Genomic DNA, 21267 nt, shown 5'->3' with positions numbered 1-21267 from the left:
AACTTATTTGTCGCCCAGTTGCTCTGACATGGTGCCAGAGTCCGGCGCACGCGGTTCATCAACCGGACGCGGCGCGCTCGGCTTGCCGGTGCTGCCAGAGTTGTTGTTAGAAGAACCCGGTTCTTCCCAACCCGCTGGCGGGCGCACGTCGCGGCGAGCCATCAGATCATCAATCTGCGGCGCATCGATGGTCTCATATTTCATGAGCGCATCTTTCATCGAGTGCAGAATGTCCATGTTTTCGTTCAACAGACGACGCGCACGGTCATAGTTACGCTCAATCAGCAGCTTAACTTCCTGATCGATAATGCGAGCCGTTTCATCGGACATATGTTTAGCTTTCGCAACAGAACGTCCCAGGAACACTTCGCCTTCTTCTTCAGCGTACAGCAGCGGACCGAGTTTATCGGAGAAGCCCCACTGAGTAACCATGTTACGCGCCAGGTTAGTCGCGACTTTGATGTCGTTCGACGCACCGGTAGAAACATGTTCAGCACCGTAGATGATCTCTTCCGCCAGACGACCGCCGTACAGCGTGGAGATCTGGCTTTCCAGCTTCTGACGGCTGGCGCTAATTGCGTCGCCTTCAGGCAGGAAGAAGGTCACACCCAGCGCACGACCGCGCGGGATAATCGTTACTTTGTGTACTGGATCGTGTTCCGGTACCAGGCGACCGATAATCGCGTGGCCAGCTTCGTGATACGCGGTAGATTCTTTCTGCGCTTCCGTCATCACCATGGAGCGACGTTCCGCACCCATCATGATTTTGTCTTTCGCTTTCTCGAACTCAACCATCGACACGACGCGCTTGTTGCCGCGAGCAGCAAACAGCGCCGCTTCGTTCACCAGGTTCGCGAGGTCAGCACCGGAGAAGCCCGGCGTACCACGTGCAATGATTGCCGCATCGATATCCGGAGACAGCGGTACGCGACGCATATGCACTTTCAGGATCTGTTCACGACCACGAACGTCCGGCAGACCAACCACAACCTGACGGTCGAAACGGCCTGGACGCAGCAGCGCAGGGTCAAGAACGTCCGGACGGTTAGTTGCCGCGATAACGATAATACCTTCGTTACCTTCGAAGCCGTCCATCTCAACCAGCATCTGGTTCAGGGTCTGCTCACGTTCATCGTGACCACCGCCCAGACCAGCGCCACGCTGACGGCCTACTGCGTCGATTTCATCGATGAAGATGATGCACGGTGCCGCTTTTTTGGCCTGTTCGAACATGTCACGCACACGAGATGCACCCACACCCACGAACATTTCCACGAAATCAGAACCGGAAATTGTAAAGAATGGAACCTTCGCTTCACCGGCGATAGCTTTCGCCAGCAGGGTTTTACCGGTACCCGGAGGACCGACCATCAGGACGCCTTTCGGGATTTTACCGCCCAGCTTCTGGAAACGGCTCGGTTCGCGCAGGTATTCAACCAGCTCAGCAACCTCTTCCTTCGCTTCGTCACAACCCGCAACGTCAGCAAACGTGGTTTTGATCTGATCTTCCGTCAGCATGCGCGCTTTGCTCTTACCGAACGACATGGCGCCTTTGCCACCACCGCCCTGCATTTGACGCATGAAGAAGATCCAGACACCAATCAGCAGCAGCATTGGGAACCAGGAAATGAAGATAGAAGCCAGCAGGCTCGGCTCTTCAGGCGGTTCGCCGACAACCTTGACGTTTTTGGTCAGCAGGTTATCAAGCAGCTTCGGATCGTTAACCGGAATGTAGGTCGTGTAACGGTTACTATCTTTCTTGGTAACGTTAATCTCACGTCCGTTGATCTTCGCTTCACGAACCTGGTCCTGATTGACCTCTTGCAGGAAGGTAGAGTAATCAACCTTACGGCCATTAGACTCGCTGGGCCCAAAGCTCTGGAATACTGACATCAGCACAACGGCAATGACCAGCCAGAGAATTAGGTTTTTCGCCATGTCACTCAAGGGATTAACCTCATATTACAACTGTGTTAAAAACAGCGTCAGGATACTCTATATCCAGTTTCTTTCAAACTTTCGTTTGAAATCTACCGGTTATGGTTTACGCCCGGTCGCTACAATATACACTTCACGCGAACGGGCGCGAGAAGAGTCCGGCTTACGAACTTTGACCTTCGTAAACAGGGAGCGAATCTCTCTTAGATACTCATCGAAGCCTTCGCCCTGGAACACCTTCACTACAAAACTACCACCTGGCGCTAAAACATCTCGAGCCATTCCAAGCGCCAGCTCTACCAGATACATGGCCCGGGGAATATCCACCGCCGGTGTTCCACACATATTTGGTGCCATATCAGACATGACAACTTGTACTTTACTGTCACCTACGCGTTCAAGTAACGCTTGCAGGACTAATTCATCACGAAAGTCGCCCTGAAGGAAGTCCACACCAACGATTGGATCCATAGGTAAAAGATCGCAAGCGATAATGCGGCCGCTGTTGCCGATCTGCGTAACCGCATATTGCGACCAGCCACCCGGTGCAGCGCCGAGATCAACAATCGTCATCCCCGGTTTAAAAATTTTGTCACTTTGCTGTATTTCATCAAGTTTAAACCAGGCACGGGAACGTAACCCCTTTTTCTGCGCCTGTTGAACATATTTATCGCTAAAGTGTTCCTGAAGCCAGCGACTCGAGCTGGCAGAACGCTTTTTACCTGTCATTTCACATTCCCAAAGGGCAGTTCATCGTAACCAATGGTGTAAATTTCTACACAGCTATTTGGTGATATATGGGAGATGGCGGTAGAATGACCCGTTTTCAATCCCAACGTAAGCAAAAATATACGATGAATCTGAGTACTAAACAAAAACAGCACCTGAAAGGTCTGGCACATCCGCTCAAGCCGGTAGTTATGCTTGGCAATAATGGTTTGACCGAAGGGGTACTGGCCGAGATTGAACAAGCGTTAGAGCACCATGAACTTATCAAGGTGAAAATCGCCTCGGAAGATCGCGATACCAAAACCTTGATCGTGGAAGCTATCGTACGCGAAACCGGCGCCTGCAATGTACAGGTCATCGGCAAAACGCTGGTACTGTATCGCCCGACTAAAGAACGTAAAATCTCGCTGCCACGCTAAGAATATCCCAAAGTCGCACACGAAGTTTGTGTAAAACGCGGGGTTCTCCGCTAGCAGGAGAGCAAAATGCCACGCTCTCTTCGTTGATAAAAGGCCGCTATGCGGCCTTTTTCCTTTCTTTACAATGTATCAACATCTTAACCAAGATGCGAATTACAGGTATTCGACCTTCGTTACTTCATATTCAACTTCACCGCCCGGCGTTTTGATAACGACGACGTCATCCTGCTCTTTGCCAATCAGGCCACGAGCAATAGGCGAGTTCACTGAAATCAGGTTCTGTTTAAAATCAGCTTCATCATCGCCGACAATACGCCAGGTCTGCTCTTCGTCATTATCGAGATTCAGAACGGTAACCGTCGCGCCGAAAACAACACGACCATTGTTCGGCATTTTAGTGACGTCAATCACCTGCGCATTGGACAGTTTAGCTTCGATATCTTTAATGCGTCCTTCGCAGAATCCTTGCTGTTCGCGAGCCGCGTGATACTCCGCGTTCTCTTTCAGGTCACCGTGCTCACGCGCTTCCGCGATAGCGGCGATAATTTCAGGACGGCGCACAGATTTCAGAAAATCCAGCTCTTCGCGCAGTTTTTCAGCACCACGTAAGGTCATCGGGATAGCTTGCATTTGTTATACCTCTTGAACATTCCTGTAGGGGCCGATGGTTCTCACCCCGGCTGCTAAGCCCACCCTGGCATACGCCATGCCAGAGTCAGAAGCAAAAAAATACCGACCCGGGGCTCAAGGTCCCAGGTCAGCTACAATTCTCTATTTGATGATCATTTTACCCTGGAGTTCCCTATGGGTCATCGTTTACTTTTTGGGGCGTTGCGCCGTAGTATGACGGCCTGTTTCCAGGTTGTTAGCGCGAGATTATGCGATTTCCCAGATTTACCATTGGATTGACTGCCAGTATAGCGTTCAGCGTTCAGGCTGCGAATGTCGACGAATACATCAACCAGCTTCCTGCCGGGGCCAACCTCGCCCTTATGGTACAGAAGGTTGGCGCATCTGCACCCGCTATTGATTTTCATAGCCAGCAGATGGCGCTCCCCGCCAGTACCCAGAAAGTGATCACCGCGCTGGCGGCGTTGATTCAGCTCGGGCCTGATTTCCGTTTTACCACCACGCTTGAGACGAAAGGCAACGTGGAAGGCGGCGTTTTGAAAGGTGACTTAGTGGCGCGATTTGGCGCCGATCCGACGCTAAAACGCCAGGATATTCGCAATATGGTAGCGACCCTGAAAAAATCTGGTGTGACGCAAATTGCCGGAAATGTTCTGATCGACACCTCTATCTTCGCCAGTCATGATAAAGCCCCCGGTTGGCCCTGGAACGACATGACGCAATGTTTTAGCGCCCCGCCTGCCGCAGCCATTGTCGATCGCAACTGTTTCTCGATTTCGCTCTACAGCGCGCAAAAACCGAACGATCTGGCATTTATTCGCGTAGCATCCTACTACCCGGTCACCATGTTCAGCCAGGTGCGAACCCTCGCGCGTGGCTCTGCCGAAGCGCAATATTGTGAACTGGACGTGGTTCCAGGCGATCTCAACCGCTTCACGCTGACCGGATGCCTACCTCAACGCGCCGACCCGCTGCCGCTGGCGTTCGCCATTCAGGATGGCGCCAGCTATGCCGGGGCGATTATCAAAGATGAGCTAAAACAAGCGGGTATCACTTACAGCGGCACGCTGCTGCGCCAGACGCAGGTCAACGAGCCGGGGACCGTGGTTGCCAGCAAGCAGTCAGCGCCGCTGCATGACCTGCTTAAGATTATGCTGAAAAAATCGGACAACATGATTGCCGATACCGTTTTCCGCATGATTGGCCATGCACGATTTAACGTCCCGGGCACCTGGCGGGCAGGTTCCGATGCCGTACGCCAAATTTTGCGTCAGCAGGCGGGCATCGATATTGGCAACACCATTATTGCCGACGGTTCTGGTCTCTCCCGCCATAACCTGATTTCCCCGGCGACCATGATGCAGGTGCTGCAATATATCGCTCAGCACGATAACGAGCTGAACTTTATAACTATGCTACCGCTGGCGGGCCATGACGGCTCCCTGCAATACCGTGCGGGCCTGCATCAGGCTGGCGTGGATGGCAAAGTATCGGCGAAGACAGGCTCACTACAGGGCGTCTACAACCTCGCAGGCTTCATCACCACGGCAAGCGGTCAGCGCATGGCGTTTGTGCAGTATCTGTCGGGTTATGCGGTAGAGCCGGCTGACCAACGTAATCGGCGTATTCCGCTGGTACGCTTCGAGAGTCGGTTGTACAAGGATATTTATCAGTCTAACTAAGCGGATGCAGGGAGCGGTAACGCTCCCTCGTCGTTTCTAATCGTTTACCGGGATTATCCGCAACTCGGTTAACCCAATCCCCAGCTTCCTTGGCGGAGCGGATTTAGGAAAACCGATATAATTTCCCTCGTTACTCAACTCCGGATAAGAGGGGACAATCGTTAGCGTATCGAGTCTGTCAGGATTCGTCATATGTAATATCACCGTTTCCGCCTCTGCGTGCAGGGTGAGATAGTGGGTACAGGAACCGATGGAAACGGGAATCGGTGCACCAATATTTTTGCCAAAGGCTTTTGCCTTGATCTCAACGTCAAATTTCGCGGGCAGTGGTTGGTTATAGGTGATAGCCACCGCGGGTGACAGGTTCGCATCTGACCACCGTCCCCAGTATTCTGGATGCCCCACTCCTGTTATTGATTTCACAAATGCAGGCAGTCCTTCCGCCGCAAACAGTATGCGATCGGACTGATAGCGGACATCCTTTGCGGAAAGTAATAACCGCGCCTGGATACGCTGAAAGCGTTCATGATTCGTTTTGCCCGGAAATTCACTCATCCCGCCTGAATAATCTTCAGCCGTTATTTTCTCGATGTGAGTCTCGCTACCGGCTTTCCCAGAGGCAACACACCACCCAGTCGTGACGGCAGAATCCGGTTGCCATACGGGGCCAATGCTCAGGCATTGATCTATCCAGATAAATTTATGGCCTTCAGGCAGAAATCCCAGGGTATTCCTTAAAGACATTCCCACGTCATTCCCGTCATCGACAACCGGCCAGACTCGTCCCGGAGATACTTCCAGTAAGGCGGGAATAGGGTATTCAAAACTATCAAAACGCAGCAACTTTCTTCTGGTATCAACGGTAAAATTTTTAATGGACTCGGGAATTCCCCAACGGGAGCGGATAGCAGGCCCCCAGGCTAACAACTTATTTTTAAAGTCGTCAAAAACCGCTGCCAGGGAAGGCTGACTTAATGAACTTCTCCCTAAGCCTATTGCATTACCACCCCCCATCAGCTCAAGCACCGTTGCCCCATTATCTAACGTGCTTCGCTTATCGGCGATAACTTTCGGCGTCACGCCATTTCTGAAAACCACAAATAAATTGCGGCGAGGCATTTTATTTAAATAATCCACAGCAGCCGTCATATTTTGCATTACCAGATGATCGGATGAGAGAACAATAATCGTATTACTGGCCCAGGGCGAAGCCTGTATCCGTCTAATGAATTTAGCGATTTCCCTCTGGCTACAAAGCACAGAGGTTAACGCATCGACTTCGCTACCATTTTTTTTATAGCTGACAGGACAGCTCGTGGGGATATAACCTTCAGGGGGATGGGTGTCCAGCGTCAACGTGAATAACGCAAAAGGCGTTTTTTGCCGGGACAAATGCTGAAACTTGCGCCAGACCTTTTCCAGCAGCATATCATCATATAGCCCCCAGGCATTCTGGGCGGAAAAATCCTTCTCCAGGCCAGACTCCGCCAGTCCCCAGGCATGGTCAATGCCGTGCGTTTTAAAAAACACATCCTTATCGGCGAAACGTAAATCAGCGCCCTGCATAAACCAGGTTTCATAACCTGAATTTTTCAAAATATCCCCAAGGCAGACTGAAGAGGAAAAGAAGCCCAGACTTGCTTTCTTGCCACTTAAATCGGTCGGTGCAAACAGCGGAAGACCACACTGCGATGCCACGATCCCTGCTATTGTAAAATCCGTCGCCGGATACTGTTCTGTACCGCTAAAATCCAGGCCATCTTGTTTCAGCGCCGTTAAATCAGGCAGCAACTGAGGAAATGTGTCTTTATCAAAGTAGGTTCTTTCCAGGCTTTCTGCATAAATATATACCAGATTATATTTTGGATTATTTATCCTGGTATCTGGCGTAATATAGTAGCGCGAAAAATCGGAGCCATCTACTTCTGCTGGCGGCTTGCTATAATTAGTGAATTGTAATAATGCCGGAGAGATGCCAACAGCAAAAAATGTCAGTAATACGGCGGTTATCGAAGCGTAATGTTTTCTCTCTTTTTGAACATTTTTACCTTGCATGAATCGCCAGCTCAGAAAGAGTAGCAGTCCAATCAGCAAGACAGCAACGACAAAAGGCGCGACGTAATCTTTAAAATCCGCGCCATAAAGCGAGCGGGTCAAAGTATAAATAACAGCGTCATTAACCCCTTCGCCCGTAAAGTAATAACAGCCTAACCAAAACAGGCTTAAAAATAAAGAAATGCACTGAGCAAGTAAAATAAGAAAGGCGTAATAGATTGCCCTATAGCCTTTACTTTTATAAATCAGGGCGGCCAAAATCATTGATGCCAGTGATATAATAATTGCTACAAATGAGTATTGCATTACCTCGTCTCATACATGCACGCTAAATGAGGAGGAATTATAATTGGTCGTTTAATGCGGGAACATCATTAATATTTTTTTCAGAATATATAAATAAAAGGGCTGGTAAACCAGCCCTCAAAATCAACGCTTATAGATGAACTCAACGCCTTCTTCGTCGTCTTCGTCCCAGTCGTCATCCCAGTCATCTTCCGCTTCGTCTTCGACTTCAGCGAGCTGCTGGCGGTGATAATCATCCCACATGAACTCAACTTTCTCTGGCTGTTTCGCTTCTTCAGCCTGAACAATCGGGTTCTCGATGATAAAGGTCATCACATCCCAGCACAGATCCTTCACGCCCAACTGACTGGCGGCGGAGATCAGGTAATATTTACCTTCCCAGCCCAGCGCTTCAGCGATCGCTTTCGCTTTCTCTTCCGCTTCAGCCTTGTCCAGCAAATCAATTTTGTTGAACACTAACCAGCGCGGTTTAGACGCCAGATCCTGACTGTATTTTTCCAGTTCGCCAATAATGATACGGGCGTTTTCTACCGGATCGGAGCCATCAATTGGATCGATATCGATGAGGTGCAGCAGCACGCGGCAACGTTCCAGGTGTTTCAGGAAGCGAATCCCCAGACCCGCGCCTTCAGCCGCGCCTTCAATCAGCCCCGGAATGTCGGCCACTACGAAGCTCTTTTCGTTGTCCATACGCACCACACCCAGGCTTGGTACCAGGGTGGTGAACGGATAATCGGCAACTTTCGGCTTCGCCGCGGATACCGCACGGATAAAGGTTGATTTACCGGCATTTGGCATACCCAACATACCTACATCCGCCAGCAGCATCAGCTCCAGCAACAGATCGCGCTTATCGCCCGGTGTCCCCATCGTTTTCTGACGCGGAGTACGGTTGACCGAGGATTTGAAACGGGTGTTACCCAGGCCGTGCCAGCCGCCTTTAGCGACCATCAGACGCTGACCATGCTTGGTCATGTCGCCCATGGTTTCGCCGGTGCCCTGATCGATAACGCGCGTACCGACAGGCACTTTAATCGTAACGTCTTTACCGCGTTTACCTGTGCAATCGCGGCTCGCGCCATTCTGACCACGTTCCGCACGGAAAGATTTTTCAAAACGGTAATCGATCAGCGTGTTCAGGTTTTCGTCGGCTTCCATCCATACGTCGCCGCCATCACCGCCATCACCGCCGTCCGGGCCGCCTTTTGGAATATATTTTTCACGGCGGAAGCTCACGCAACCATTACCGCCATCACCTGCAACGACCAGAATCGATGCTTCATCAACAAACTTCATTTTACTCTCCGTAAATCATTCGCCTGAGCGGGGTTGCGAAACCACCGTTTCATGCTTACGTAAACCGCCCCAAATTCGATGACCAATGGCGGAATACATCGCGCCCGCAACCACGATAAACGCACCGAGATAACCTAAAAGGTTTAGCATCGGTCTGGCGAAGAAATCGGGCCAGGCCAGTGATAATAAATCTGAAAATAACAACGTAAACAGCGGCGTAAGCGTAATAATGGCGCTTACCTGCGCCGCCTGCCAGCGCGCCATCGCTTCCGCGAGAGCGCCGTATCCTACCAGCGTATTCAGGCCGCAGAATACCAGGCAGGCCAGCTGCCAGTCGCTGAGCTGCGTGATGACACCGGGTTTAGCCAGCGGCAACAACGCGATCGTACATAAAGTGTACAGTAAAAACAGGATCTGCGGTGACGCCAGACGGCGCAATAACACCTTTTGCGCGACCCCATAGCTCACCCAGACCATCGCCGCACCGACACCAAAGATAACGCCCCAGGTGTAATCGGTGAGTCGGGTAAAAATTTCGATCAGACTGGTATTAAAAAACAGAACCAGGCCGCTCAGAAGCATAATGGCGCCAATCACCTGCGTGCCGCGCATCTTTTCTTTCAGGATAAAGACGCTGGCGATCATCATGCCAACGGGTGACAGCTGACCGATAACCTGCGAGGCCGTTGGGCTCAAGTATTGCAAAGATGAACTAAACAGTATGAAGTTACCGAACAGCCCACCGGTGGCTATTGCCAACAGCACCAACCAACGCGCTTTGCGAAAAATGCGCAATGGGGGGAGCTTTTTTTTAACCGCAAGGATAGCGCCAAGGCCAATACTTGCCATTAAAAAACGGTAGAACACCACGGTAGGAGGCTCCATCACCTCCAGCACTTGCTTCATTGCTATTGGCAAAGCGCCCCAACATATTGCAGTCGTGAGTGCTAACAGAATACCAATGCCTGCCTGCTGCTTCATGCCGTATTCCCTGCAAGGGCTCGTTTCCGGTTTATCACGGCGCGACGAGCATATTTACCGGCCGTCGAATGTAAAAAGCCCCGCAACGTGTTGCGGGGCTTTTATCCGTTACCGGGACGCGAAAAACTTATTCAGCAACGATGCTGATGAATTTACGGTTTTTCGGGCCTTTCACTTCAAATTTCACTTTACCGTCTGCTTTAGCAAACAGAGTGTGGTCTTTGCCGCAACCAACGTTGGAGCCAGCGTGGAATTTAGTACCACGTTGACGAACGATGATGCTACCAGCCAGAACTGTTTCACCGCCGAAGCGTTTTACGCCCAGACGTTTAGCTTCTGAATCGCGACCGTTACGAGTCGAGCCGCCAGCCTTTTTATGTGCCATTTAATCTGCTCCCCTTAACTTAAGCGCTGATGCCAGTGATTTTCACATCAGTGAACCACTGACGATGGCCCTGCTGCTTACGGTAGTGTTTACGACGACGAAACTTAACGATTTTAACTTTCTCGCCACGACCATGAGCAACAACTTCAGCTTTGATAACGCCGCCATCAACGAAAGGAACGCCGATTTTGACTTCTTCACCGTTTGCGATCATCAGAACTTCAGCGAATTCAACAGATTCGCCAGTTGCGATGTCCAGCTTTTCCAGGCGAACGGTCTGACCTTCGCTTACTCGGTGTTGTTTACCACCACTTTGGAAAACCGCGTACATAAAAAACTCCGCTTCCGCGCACACCTTTTTGATGATTCAGAGTGCGCTATAAATATTCACAATAGGGCGCGAATATTACGCAAAACGCGAGCCTTTGACAAGTGCTACCGTCAATACATGAAGAAAAAAAACACAACACGTACGGTAACGTTTATCTACGGCGTTTTTTCAGTACAATCAGCATATATTTATAAACCTGAACCCGACGTTACCTTGCCATACGGTGAGGTAATCGGGGCGAGAAGCCCGGCTTTTGCGATGAATTTAGAAAAAATCAATGAGTTAACCGCGCAAGATATGGCGGGGGTCAATGCGACAATCCTTGAACAGCTCAATTCCGACGTCCAGTTGATCAATCAGTTAGGGTACTACATCGTGAGCGGCGGCGGAAAACGCATTCGCCCAATGATCGCCGTACTTGCAGCACGTGCCGTTGGTTACCAGGAAAATGCGCACGTTACGATTGCAGCCCTCATCGAGTTTATCCACACTGCGACCCTCCTGCATGACGATGTTGTGGATGAGTCCGACATGCGCCGCGGGAAAGCCACAGCAAATGCGGCGTTTGGTAATGCGGCCAGCGTGCTGGTCGGCGATTTTATCTATACCCGCGCATTTCAGATGATGACCAGCCTCGGCTCGCTGAAAGTACTGGAAGTCATGTCGAAAGCGGTTAACGTCATCGCAGAAGGTGAAGTTCTGCAGTTGATGAACGTCAACGACCCGGACATCACCGAAGAAAACTATATGCGCGTCATCTACAGCAAGACGGCGCGTTTGTTTGAAGCCGCAGCCCAATGCTCGGGTATTCTGGCTGGCTGCAGCGAAGAACAAGAGAAAGGGTTGCAGGATTATGGCCGTTATCTTGGGACTGCGTTCCAGTTAATTGACGATTTACTGGATTACAGCGCAGATGGCGAGCAGTTAGGTAAAAACGTCGGTGATGACCTTAACGAAGGTAAGCCGACGCTACCGCTGCTGCATGCCATGCGCCACGGCACCCCGGAGCAGGCGCAGATGATCCGCCAGGCCATTGAACAAGGTAACGGTCGTCACCTTCTGGAGCCGGTTCTGGAAGCGATGAACGCCTGTGGCTCTCTGGAGTGGACCCGACAACGTGCGGAAGAAGAGGCCGATAAAGCCATCGCCGCGTTGCAGGTGCTGCCTGATACGCCATGGCGAGAAGCGCTGATTGGTCTGGCGCATATCGCCGTACAGCGCGACCGCTAATTACCTTCCCCCCAGCCACTCATCATCCCGTGCCTAGCACGGGATGCTCTTATAAACTCCAATAAATCCTTTCAGCTTTCCGGATTATTACGCCAGATATTGGCATAATCTGAATATACTCACACCTTACACGAACATTTTAGAACATTTGTTCTCGGAGCGTTATAGTGTCGCCACAACCGAACGTGAAACCGTAAGTCATTAACCAAAGGAGGGATGAATTTATGGAAAGCAAGCTGATTGACTGGCATACGGCCGACATCATCGCCGGACTGCGCAAAAAAGGCACCTCAATGGCCGCTGAGTCACGTAAAAATGGCTTGAGTTCATCAACGCTGGCGAACGCGTTAACGCGGCCATGGCCGAAAGGAGAGTTGATTATTGCCCGGGCGCTGGGAACCGACCCTTGGGTGATCTGGCCGTCGCGCTACCACGATGCCAAAACGCATGAATTCATCGACAGAACACGAATGATGAGGGGACCGAGAGGGAAAAAGAATCCTGAATGAACATTAAGCAGTAACCCCCGGCCCAAAGACCAGGGGGTTACCAGAGGCGTTGACGATTACTCGCCTTTCACGCGCTCAATGTTTGCGCCCAGCGCACGCAGTTTATCTTCGATGCGCTCATAGCCGCGATCGATGTGATAAATACGGTCGACCACCGTCGTACCTTCAGCAATACAACCCGCCAACACCAGGCTTGCTGACGCACGCAGATCGGTCGCCATCACTTGCGCGCCGGAGAGCGTTTCCACACCGTGGCAAATCACAGTGTTGCTTTCGATTTCCGCGTGAGCGCCCATACGGCTCAGCTCAGGCACGTGCATGAAGCGGTTCTCAAACACGGTTTCCGTGATGAAGCCTGTCCCTTCTGCCACCAGGTTCAGCAGCGTGAACTGGGCCTGCATATCAGTCGGGAACGCCGGGTGCGGCGCAGTACGTACATTGACCGCCTTCGGACGCTTGCCGTGCATGTCGAGGCTTATCCAGTCCTCGCCGACTTCGATATCCGCCCCCGCATCACGCAGCTTCGCCAGGACGGCATCCAGCGTGTCAGGTTGCGCATTGCGGCAGATAATTTTGCCGCGAGAAATCGCTGCTGCAACCAGGAAAGTGCCGGTTTCAATACGGTCTGGCAGAACGCGATAAACACCACCGCCGAGACGTTCAACACCTTCGATGGTAATGCGATCGGTACCCTGGCCGCTGATCTTCGCACCCAGCGCAATCAGGAAATTAGCGGTATCGACGATCTCCGGCTCGCGTGCGGCGTTTTCAATGATGGTGGTGCCTTCAGCAAGTGTTGCTGCACACATAATAGTGACCGTCGCGCCGACGCTCACTTTATCCATGACGATATGCGCGCCTTTCAGACGGCCATCAACGGACGCCTTCACATAGCCTTCTTCCAGCTTGATCGTCGCGCCTAACTGCTCCAGACCGGTAATGTGCAGGTCAACCGGACGCGCGCCGATGGTGCAACCGCCCGGCAGTGAAACCTGCCCCTGGCCAAAGCGAGCAACCAACGGTCCGAGCGCCCAGATAGACGCACGCATGGTTTTCACCAGATCATACGGTGCACAGAAGACGTTAACGTCACGCGCATCAATGTGCACGGAACCATTACGCTCAACTTTCGCACCCAACTGGCTCAGTAGCTTCATGGAAGTGTCAACGTCCTTCAGTTTCGGGACGTTTTGGATCTCTACAGGTTCTTCCGCCAGCAGCGCCGCAAACAGGATCGGCAGTGCGGCGTTTTTAGCGCCTGAAATTGTGACTTCGCCCTGGAGCTTCGTTGGCCCCTGAACACGAAATTTATCCATTATTCTGTTCTCTGTTAAGAATTTATCTTCGCTACCGGCACATCACCCGTAGCTCAAAAACCATTAAGTTTGCGATCGCGCGCCCATTCCGCTGGGGTAAACGCTTTAATCGACAAAGCATGAATGCGGTTGTCCGCAATGTACTCCATCAACGGGCCATAGACTGATTGCTGCTTCTTGACCCGGCTCATGCCTTCAAACATCTCACCCACGGCAATAACCTGAAAGTGACTGCCGTCGCCAGAAACGTGGACTTCCTGGAGGGAGAGCGCATTCATCAGCACGCTCTGAATTTCATTATTTTCCATGGGCTCTTCATTCGTCAGATAGTGAAAACAGCCCAACATCTTAGAGCAAAGTGGCGCTGTCATAAATAAGCAAAAAGCCTCGCTGATAAATCAGACAAGGCTTTGATGGCAGATCCCTTATGATGGGGATGCTGGATGAAGGCACAAGGCCTTATCCAGCCTGAAAAAATTAACGCGGAAGGACATCGTCAGGCAGATTGTAAAGCTGCGCCAGCGTGTAAACTTTATCGTTAACACCAGCGAGCGAAACGCTGTTCCCCTGCTGCTTGCCCTGATCAATCAAGTGCAGCAGTAACGCCAGACCACCGGTATCCACCCGGGAAACCTGGTTCAGGTCGATGCAGGTTACCCCTTGCATCGCCTCAACTCGCGCATCCCATAATGGATTTAACACGTCTTGATCCAGCTCTCCCGCCAGCACCAGCTTGTCACCTTCACGCTTCCAGGTGAGTGACTGGGTCATTATTTTTTCTCTTCCAGGGTAATTTTCTGCTGAGAAATAGATTTCAGCTGTGCTGTCAGGCCATCGATGCCTTTGGTACGCAGCAGGTCGCTCCACTCATTCTGTTTGGTGGTGATCATGCTGACGCCTTCGGCGATCATGTCATACGCCTGCCAGTTACCGGTTTGCGAGTTTTTACGCCACTGGAAATCCAGACGAACCGGAGGACGGCCATTCGGATCGATAATGGTCACGCGGATAGGCACGATGGTCGCATCACCCAGCGGCTGCTCAGGGGCAATCTGATAGGTCTGACCGTGATACATTGCCAGCGCCTGACCGTAAGCCTGCTTCAGATATTCACGAAAGGCGGCGAAATAGGCGTCACGTTGTGCCGGGGTCGCTTCTTTGTAGTAGCGGCCCAGGACCAGCGCACCAGCATATTTAACCTGTACGTATGGCAACAATTCCTGATCGACAACATCGCGCAGGTAATCCGGGTTGGCGCGGATTTTAGGTTGCTCGTTCTTCAGGCGGTCAAAGGTCTTCTGCGCCGCCTCATTCATCAACTTGTACGGGTTAGTCTGATCCGCCGCGGTTGCCGCGCTAAGGGGGGCAATGATCAGCATAGCCACCATCATCAATCGTTTAAACATACGTCGATTCTCCTGAGATTATTTCGTTGCGCCCGCAGGCGTAGTGGCTTCATTATTGCCTTCAGTTGCGGCTGGCGCATCGCCAGAATTCTTATTGTCATCACCTTTACTGTTGCTGTTGTAAAGGAACTGACCAATCATGTCTTCCAGCACCATCGCGGATTTCGTGTCCTGAATCGTACCGCCATCTTTGAGGATAGACGTTCCCAGCTCAGGATCTTCAAAACCGACGTTCAATGCCAGATACTGTTCTCCCAGCAGGCCGGAAGTACGGATGCTCAGGGAGCTGGTGTCAGGAATATGGTTAAAACGCGATTCGATTTCCAAGGTCACGCGCGGTAGGTACGTTTTCGGATCCAGCGAGATATCCGATACGCGTCCAACCACCACCCCGCCAATCCGCACCGGAGAGCGTTCTTTCAGGCCGCCAATATTATCAAAGGTCGCATAAATCGTGTAAGTCGGCTCAGTACGCATTGAGGTAACATTCGCTGCCTTCAGGCAGACAAACAGCGCAGCCAGCAGCGCAATCAGCAGAAATAACCCGACCCAAATTTCATTTTTTTTCGTTTGCATGAACTCAATTCCCAAACATCAGTGCGGTGAGCACAAAATCCAGCCCCAGAACGGCGAGAGAGGCGTGCACAACGGTGCGTGTCGTTGCCCGGCTAATGCCGGCTGAGGTCGGAATCGCATCATAACCATTGAACAATGCAATCCAGGTGACCGTTATGGCGAACACCACGCTCTTAATCAGACAGTTGACCAGATCCAGACGCCAGTCGACGGCATTTTGCATCGCCGACCAGAAAAAGCCTGCATCAATACCTTTCCAGCTTACTCCAACCAGCGAACCGCCCCAGATCCCCACCGCGACAAAAATAATCGTCAACAGCGGCAATGAAATGACACCGGCCCAAAAACGCGGAGAGATCACCCGACGCAGCGGATCGACGGCCATCATTTCCAGACTGGAGAGTTGCTCGGTCGCCCGCATCAGGCCAATCTCTGCGGTTAAGGCCGATCCGGCGCGCCCGGCAAACAGTAGCGCCGCAACAACCGGCCCCAGCTCACGTAACAATGACAGCGCCACCAGCATGCCAAGGCTGGTTTCCGCACTGTAGGTCGTCAGAACCAGGTATCCCTGCAACCCCAGCACCATACCGATGAACACACCAGAAACAATAATGATCAGCATCGATAAGACACCGACATTATAGAGCTGGCGTATCAGCAGTGGCGCATGTTTGCGAAACTCTGGCTTGCCGACAACCGCATTGAACAACATTAATCCGGCTCGCCCGAACGTCCTGAGGGTTTTAATCCCTCGATGTCCGAGTGATGCCAGCGCATTTAACAACATGGGTGGCTTAACTCCCTGTTTTGAGTAAATCGATGTGGTAGTCGCCCGCCGGATAACGGAACGGAACCGGCCCATCAGCAATACCGTCAAGGAACTGACGTACGCGCGGGTCGGCGTTTTCTTGCAGAGCCTGAGCACTACCGTAGGCCACTATTTTTTTGTCCGCCATAATATAGGCGTAATCTGCAATACTCAGCACCTCAGGCACATCATGGGACACCACCACGCAGGTGACGCCCAGCGCACTGTTCAGTTCCGAAATCAGTTTTACCAGCACCCCCATGGTAATGGGATCCTGGCCGACGAACGGTTCGTCAAACATAATGAGGTCAGGCTCCAGCGCGATGGCGCGTGCTAACGCAGCACGCCGTGCCATCCCACCGGATAATTCAGAAGGCATTAACTTTGCCGCGCCCCGCAGACCAACGGCTTCAAGCTTCATCATCACCGTGCTTTTCAGCAACGCTGCAGGCAACGTCGTATGCTCGCGTAGCGGATACGCGACGTTGTCAAACACGTTCATGTCGGTAAACAGCGCGCCGGACTGAAACAACATACTCATGCGTTTACGCACGGTAAATAAGCGCGAACGGGACATGGCCGGAACGTTCTCGCCGTCGAACAGGATCTCGCCCTTATCTGGGGGTATCTGTCCGCCAATCAGACGCAATAGCGTCGTTTTGCCGATGCCTGATGGCCCCATGATCGCCGTCACCTTACCACGCGGCACCGTCAGGGAAATATTATCAAAGATGCAGCGATCGCCTCGGGAAAAGCTGACATCGCGCATATCGACTAGATTCGCCACAGACTGACCCATTGATTCATCCTTTACTATTGCCTCGTTGATCGAAGAGTTTGGCGCTCAATTTAGCCCTGAACCCAACATATTTACAGATTATTGCCTGTCCTGGTTAGCGAAAGCTGGCATTTGTTTTACTTTTTAGCCGCATAAAGTCAAAATTAAGACTTCGTTACGGCTTCCAGAAGATCCTTCAAGTGGACCGGCGAGTATACCTGAAGAAAGGACTTTAGATGCTTTTAGCGACGGCGCTGTTAATAATTGGTTTACTTCTGGTGGTCTACGGTGCCGACCGTCTGGTATTTGCCGCATCCATTTTATGTCGAAATTTCGGTATCCCCCCCATTATTATTGGGATGACCGTTGTCAGCGTAGGGACGTCGTTACCCGAGATCATTGTCTCTGTGGCGGCATCAATAAATGGGCAACTCGATCTGGCCGTGGGTACCGCTATCGGATCTAACATTACCAACATTCTGCTTATTTTAGGTCTGTCGGCGCTGATTCATCCTTTTACCGTGCATTCTGATGTTCTGCGTCGTGAATTACCGCTAATGTTGCTGGTGAGTATTTTAGCCGCATCCGTGTTGTATGACGGACAGTTGAGTCGTAGTGACGGTTTCTTTCTCCTGCTTCTGGCCGTGCTATGGCTGCTATTCATTGTTAAAATCGCCCGTCTGGCTGAGCGACAAGGCAATGACACGCTGACCCGAGAGCAGATAGCGGAACTTCCACGCGAAGGCGGATTGCCGGTCGCATTTTTGTGGTTGGGCATTGCGTTGATTATTATGCCAATGGCAACACGGATGGTGGTGGATAACGCCACCGTACTGGCGAACTATTTCGCCATGAGCGAACTCACCATCGGGCTGACGGTAGTCGCTATTGGCACCAGTTTGCCAGAGCTGGCAACGGCCATTGCGGGTCTGCGTAAAGGCGAAAACGATATTGCCGTTGGCAACATCATCGGCGCGAACATTTTTAATATTGTTATCGTCCTCGGGTTACCGGCGCTAATTACGCCGGGTGAAGTCAATCCGATGGCCTTCACCCGTGACTATAGCGTCATGCTGCTGGTGAGCGTGATTTTTGCACTACTCTGCTGGCGACGTCCGCGCCAGATTGGTCGCGGCGCGGGTGCGCTGCTGACCGGCGGTTTTATCATATGGCTGGCGATGCTGTATTGGTTATCGCCACTTCTCGTTGGATAACTGGAAACGCATTATGTCGCACTTAGAGTTGCAACCGGGTTTTGACTTTCAGCAAGCAGGCAAGGAAGTCCTGGCAATTGAACGTGAAGGCCTGGCGGAGCTTGATCAGTACATTAATCAAAACTTTACCCTCGCCTGTGAAAAAATATTCAGTTGCCCGGGCAAAGTCGTGGTGATGGGGATGGGGAAATCCGGACATATTGGGCGGAAGATGGCGGCCACTTTTGCCAGCACCGGCACCCCCTCATTTTTCGTGCATCCGGGCGAAGCCGCGCATGGCGATTTAGGCATGGTCTCGCCGCAGGATGTGGTGATCGCCATCTCTAACTCCGGCGAATCCAATGAGATAGCGGCGTTAATCCCGGTATTAAAACGTCTTCATGTCCCGCTTATCTGCATGACCGGCCGTCCGGAAAGCAGCATGGCGCGTGCGGCAGATGTGCATCTGTGTGTTAAAGTGCCCAAGGAAGCTTGCCCGTTAGGCCTGGCGCCGACCAGCAGCACCACCGCAACGCTGGTGATGGGCGATGCCCTTGCCGTGGCGTTATTAAAAGCACGCGGCTTCACCGCGGAAGATTTTGCGTTATCGCATCCGGGTGGCGCACTGGGCCGTAAGCTTTTGCTGCGTGTTAACGATATTATGCATACGGGTGATGAGATTCCGCATGTTAATAAAAGCGCCAGCCTGCGTGACGCCTTACTTGAGATCACACGTAAAAATCTCGGCATGACCGTCATTTGTGATGATGCAATGAAGATTGACGGTATTTTCACGGATGGCGATTTACGTCGCGTCTTTGATATGGGCGTAGATGTACGCCAGTTAGGCATTGCCGATGTGATGACCCCTGGAGGCATTCGCGTGCGTCCGGGCATTCTTGCCGTTGATGCCCTGAACTTAATGCAGTCCCGCCATATCACTTCGGTAATGGTTGCTGATGGCGACCAGTTACTCGGTGTGTTACATATGCATGATCTGCTGCGTGCAGGTGTAGTGTAAGAAACTCAAGGATAAAGAAAATGAGTAAAGCAGGTGCGTCGCTTGCGACCTGTTATGGACCCGTCAACGCTGACGTTATCACCCGGGCTGAGAACATCCGTTTGCTGATCCTGGATGTGGATGGCGTATTGTCTGATGGTCTGATTTATATGGGCAACAACGGTGAAGAGCTGAAGGCTTTTAACGTCCGCGATGGCTACGGAATTCGCTGTGCGCTCACTTCCGGTATTGAGGTTGCTATTATTACCGGACGAAAGGCTAAACTTGTAGAAGATCGCTGTGCCACATTGGGGATCACGCATCTGTATCAGGGGCAGTCAGACAAACTGATCGCCTTTGACGATCTGCTTGGAAAACTGGCGATCGCGCCGGAAAATGTGGCCTATGTTGGCGATGACCTGATCGACTGGCCAGTGATGGCAAAAGTGGGATTAAGCGTAGCGGTGGCGGATGCCCATCCATTGCTGATTCCACGCGCCGACTACGTCACCCGTATCGATGGGGGACGCGGCGCTGTACGTGAAGTCTGCGATTTATTACTCCTGGCGCAGGGCAAACTGGACGAGGCCAAAGGGCAATCGATATGAGCAAAACCAGACGTTGGGTTATCATTCTACTGTCGCTGGCTGTCCTTGTGATGATTGGTATTAACCTGGCAGACAAAGACGAGGCCACTCAGGTCGCCGTCAATAACAACGAGCCAACCTATAAAAGCGAACATACCGATACCGTCGTGTATAGTCCGGAAGGCGCGCTGAGCTATCACTTGATCGCCCAACACGTTGAATATTATTCGGAGCAAGCGGTTTCGTGGTTTACTCAACCGGTATTAACCACGTTTGATAAAGATAAAGTACCGACCTGGTCAATCAAAGCCGATAAAGCCAAATTGACCAACGATCGAATGCTGTATCTGTACGGCCATGTTGAAGTTAACGCCCTGGTGCCTGACTCTCAACTACGCAGAATTACGACCGATAACGCACAGATTAACCTGGTGACTCAAGACGTCACTTCTGATGATCTTGTCACGTTATATGGCACAACATTTAACTCCAGCGGACTGAAGATGCGCGGCAACTTACGCAACAAGAACGCCGAGCTGATTGAAAAGGTTAGAACCTCATATGAAATCCAAAATAAACAAACTCAGCCTTAATCTTGTGCTTGCCAGTTCACTTCTGGCCGCCAGCATTCCGGCATTTGCCGTCACCGGCGATACCGAGCAGCCGATTCACATCGAGTCGGACCAGCAGTCCCTGGATATGCAGGGCAACGTGGTGACGTTTACTGGTAACGTGATTGTGACTCAGGGCACCATCAAAATTAATGCCGATAAAGTCGTTGTGACCCGCCCGGGCGGTGAAGACGGTAAAGAAGTGATTGATGGTTACGGTGAGCCCGCCACCTTTTACCAGATGCAGGACAACGGTAAGCCAGTGAAAGGCCGCGCCTCACACATGCACTATGAACTGGCGAAAGACTTCGTCGTGCTTACCGGTAAGGCTTACCTGGAACAGCTCGATAGCAACATCACGGGTGATAAGATCACCTATCTGGTGAAAGAGCAGAAAATGCAGGCCTTCAGCGATAAAGGCAAACGCGTCACCACCGTTCTGGTTCCGTCGCAGTTGCAGGACAAAAACAAGGCTCCGGCAGAGAAAAAAGGTAACTGATT

The 21267-nt window shown here is 51.7% G+C and carries 24 protein-coding genes; 9 read left to right on the top strand and 15 right to left on the bottom strand.

The features are described from left to right. Nucleotides 1–3: 3 nt before the first annotated feature. Both ftsH and rlmE read right to left on the bottom strand, forming a co-directional pair. Complete coding sequence (gene ftsH / locus AC534G_RS02815; protein WP_003025013.1) at nucleotides 4–1938, bottom strand: ATP-dependent zinc metalloprotease FtsH; 1935 nt, start codon at nucleotides 1936–1938, stop codon at nucleotides 4–6. A 99-nt stretch (nucleotides 1939–2037) separates the two neighbouring features. Further along, nucleotides 2038–2667 (bottom strand): 23S rRNA (uridine(2552)-2'-O)-methyltransferase RlmE, encoded by a 630-nt coding sequence (rlmE, locus tag AC534G_RS02810; RefSeq protein ID WP_006687879.1) that lies wholly within the window; start codon nucleotides 2665–2667, stop codon nucleotides 2038–2040. Between the two features lie 125 nt (nucleotides 2668–2792). Between rlmE and yhbY the strand changes: the two genes are divergently transcribed. Further along, on the top strand, nucleotides 2793–3086 hold the full coding sequence (yhbY, locus tag AC534G_RS02805; RefSeq protein ID WP_003025016.1) for a ribosome assembly RNA-binding protein YhbY: 294 nt from the start codon (nucleotides 2793–2795) through the stop codon (nucleotides 3084–3086). A 153-nt stretch (nucleotides 3087–3239) separates the two neighbouring features. Here yhbY and greA read toward each other — a convergent pair whose 3' ends face one another. Beyond that, entirely contained in the window at nucleotides 3240–3716 is a 477-nt protein-coding gene (gene greA / locus AC534G_RS02800; protein ID WP_003025019.1) for a transcription elongation factor GreA, read from the bottom strand. 248 nt (nucleotides 3717–3964) lie between these two features. Between greA and dacB the strand changes: the two genes are divergently transcribed. Then, on the top strand, nucleotides 3965–5398 hold the full coding sequence (dacB, locus tag AC534G_RS02795; RefSeq protein WP_038634235.1) for a serine-type D-Ala-D-Ala carboxypeptidase: 1434 nt from the start codon (nucleotides 3965–3967) through the stop codon (nucleotides 5396–5398). Between the two features lie 36 nt (nucleotides 5399–5434). Here the strand turns inward: dacB and opgB are convergent, their stop codons facing one another. The 5 genes from opgB to rplU form a co-directional block, all read right to left on the bottom strand. Beyond that, entirely contained in the window at nucleotides 5435–7759 is a 2325-nt protein-coding gene (opgB, locus tag AC534G_RS02790; protein ID WP_110496734.1) for a phosphatidylglycerol--membrane-oligosaccharide glycerophosphotransferase, read from the bottom strand. Nucleotides 7760–7882: 123 nt separating this feature from the next. Continuing rightward, the gene (gene cgtA / locus AC534G_RS02785) at nucleotides 7883–9055 is read right to left on the bottom strand and encodes an Obg family GTPase CgtA (protein WP_038634240.1); all 1173 of its coding nucleotides are present in this window, start codon (nucleotides 9053–9055) and stop codon (nucleotides 7883–7885) included. A gap of 15 nt (nucleotides 9056–9070) precedes the next feature. Further along, the gene (locus AC534G_RS02780) at nucleotides 9071–10036 is read right to left on the bottom strand and encodes a DMT family transporter (protein ID WP_006687874.1); all 966 of its coding nucleotides are present in this window, start codon (nucleotides 10034–10036) and stop codon (nucleotides 9071–9073) included. A gap of 127 nt (nucleotides 10037–10163) precedes the next feature. Further along, nucleotides 10164–10421 (bottom strand): 50S ribosomal protein L27, encoded by a 258-nt coding sequence (gene rpmA, locus AC534G_RS02775; protein WP_003025030.1) that lies wholly within the window; start codon nucleotides 10419–10421, stop codon nucleotides 10164–10166. A 19-nt stretch (nucleotides 10422–10440) separates the two neighbouring features. Further along, on the bottom strand, nucleotides 10441–10752 hold the full coding sequence (rplU, locus tag AC534G_RS02770) for a 50S ribosomal protein L21 (protein WP_003025032.1): 312 nt from the start codon (nucleotides 10750–10752) through the stop codon (nucleotides 10441–10443). A 258-nt stretch (nucleotides 10753–11010) separates the two neighbouring features. Here rplU and ispB point away from each other — a divergent pair, with 258 nt between their 5' ends. Then, nucleotides 11011–11982 carry an octaprenyl diphosphate synthase gene (gene ispB / locus AC534G_RS02765; protein ID WP_003025033.1) on the top strand — a complete coding sequence of 324 codons (972 nt, stop codon included), beginning with the start codon at nucleotides 11011–11013 and terminating at the stop codon, nucleotides 11980–11982. A gap of 224 nt (nucleotides 11983–12206) precedes the next feature. After that, nucleotides 12207–12491 carry a DNA-binding transcriptional regulator SfsB gene (gene sfsB / locus AC534G_RS02760; RefSeq protein WP_038634246.1) on the top strand — a complete coding sequence of 95 codons (285 nt, stop codon included), beginning with the start codon at nucleotides 12207–12209 and terminating at the stop codon, nucleotides 12489–12491. A gap of 56 nt (nucleotides 12492–12547) precedes the next feature. On the opposite strand, the gene murA is transcribed toward sfsB, so the two are convergent. From murA to mlaF, 7 genes are all read right to left on the bottom strand, one after another. Continuing rightward, nucleotides 12548–13807, bottom strand: a complete 1260-nt coding sequence (gene murA / locus AC534G_RS02755) for a UDP-N-acetylglucosamine 1-carboxyvinyltransferase (protein WP_038634248.1) — start codon at nucleotides 13805–13807, stop codon at nucleotides 12548–12550. A 53-nt stretch (nucleotides 13808–13860) separates the two neighbouring features. Beyond that, nucleotides 13861–14115, bottom strand: coding sequence for a BolA family iron metabolism protein IbaG (gene ibaG / locus AC534G_RS02750; RefSeq protein WP_032940719.1), 255 nt, complete (start codon nucleotides 14113–14115; stop codon nucleotides 13861–13863). A gap of 169 nt (nucleotides 14116–14284) precedes the next feature. Then, nucleotides 14285–14578 carry a lipid asymmetry maintenance protein MlaB gene (gene mlaB, locus AC534G_RS02745; RefSeq protein WP_038634251.1) on the bottom strand — a complete coding sequence of 98 codons (294 nt, stop codon included), beginning with the start codon at nucleotides 14576–14578 and terminating at the stop codon, nucleotides 14285–14287. Next, nucleotides 14578–15213 carry a phospholipid-binding protein MlaC gene (mlaC, locus tag AC534G_RS02740; RefSeq protein WP_038634253.1) on the bottom strand — a complete coding sequence of 212 codons (636 nt, stop codon included), beginning with the start codon at nucleotides 15211–15213 and terminating at the stop codon, nucleotides 14578–14580. The genes mlaB and mlaC overlap by 1 nt, the downstream gene beginning before the upstream one ends. Nucleotides 15214–15231: 18 nt before the next feature. Next, the gene (gene mlaD / locus AC534G_RS02735; RefSeq protein WP_038642894.1) at nucleotides 15232–15789 is read right to left on the bottom strand and encodes an outer membrane lipid asymmetry maintenance protein MlaD; all 558 of its coding nucleotides are present in this window, start codon (nucleotides 15787–15789) and stop codon (nucleotides 15232–15234) included. Between the two features lie 4 nt (nucleotides 15790–15793). Beyond that, on the bottom strand, nucleotides 15794–16576 hold the full coding sequence (mlaE, locus tag AC534G_RS02730; protein WP_003025053.1) for a lipid asymmetry maintenance ABC transporter permease subunit MlaE: 783 nt from the start codon (nucleotides 16574–16576) through the stop codon (nucleotides 15794–15796). Nucleotides 16577–16583: 7 nt separating this feature from the next. Then, nucleotides 16584–17396, bottom strand: a complete 813-nt coding sequence (gene mlaF / locus AC534G_RS02725) for a phospholipid ABC transporter ATP-binding protein MlaF (RefSeq protein ID WP_038634255.1) — start codon at nucleotides 17394–17396, stop codon at nucleotides 16584–16586. 215 nt (nucleotides 17397–17611) lie between these two features. Between mlaF and AC534G_RS02720 the strand changes: the two genes are divergently transcribed. From AC534G_RS02720 to lptA, 5 genes are read left to right on the top strand one after another with little or no spacing between them, the layout of a single operon-like run. After that, nucleotides 17612–18589 (top strand): calcium/sodium antiporter, encoded by a 978-nt coding sequence (locus AC534G_RS02720; RefSeq protein ID WP_038634258.1) that lies wholly within the window; start codon nucleotides 17612–17614, stop codon nucleotides 18587–18589. A 13-nt stretch (nucleotides 18590–18602) separates the two neighbouring features. Continuing rightward, nucleotides 18603–19589, top strand: a complete 987-nt coding sequence (kdsD, locus tag AC534G_RS02715; protein ID WP_038634261.1) for an arabinose-5-phosphate isomerase KdsD — start codon at nucleotides 18603–18605, stop codon at nucleotides 19587–19589. Nucleotides 19590–19609: 20 nt separating this feature from the next. Further along, nucleotides 19610–20176, top strand: a complete 567-nt coding sequence (kdsC, locus tag AC534G_RS02710; RefSeq protein WP_069324401.1) for a 3-deoxy-manno-octulosonate-8-phosphatase KdsC — start codon at nucleotides 19610–19612, stop codon at nucleotides 20174–20176. Next, a complete protein-coding gene (gene lptC, locus AC534G_RS02705; protein WP_038634267.1) occupies nucleotides 20173–20748 on the top strand; it encodes an LPS export ABC transporter periplasmic protein LptC in 576 nt (191 codons plus the stop codon). Before kdsC ends, lptC begins: the two co-directional genes overlap by 4 nt. Next, a complete protein-coding gene (gene lptA, locus AC534G_RS02700) occupies nucleotides 20717–21265 on the top strand; it encodes a lipopolysaccharide ABC transporter substrate-binding protein LptA (protein ID WP_038634270.1) in 549 nt (182 codons plus the stop codon). Before lptC ends, lptA begins: the two co-directional genes overlap by 32 nt. The last annotated feature ends 2 nt before the right edge of the window (nucleotides 21266–21267 follow it).

It is taken from the genome of Citrobacter sp. CRE-46 (assembly GCF_059615875.1).
The sequence above is the reverse complement of the archived record's forward strand: the minus strand, read 5'-3'. Positions and strand labels throughout refer to the sequence as shown.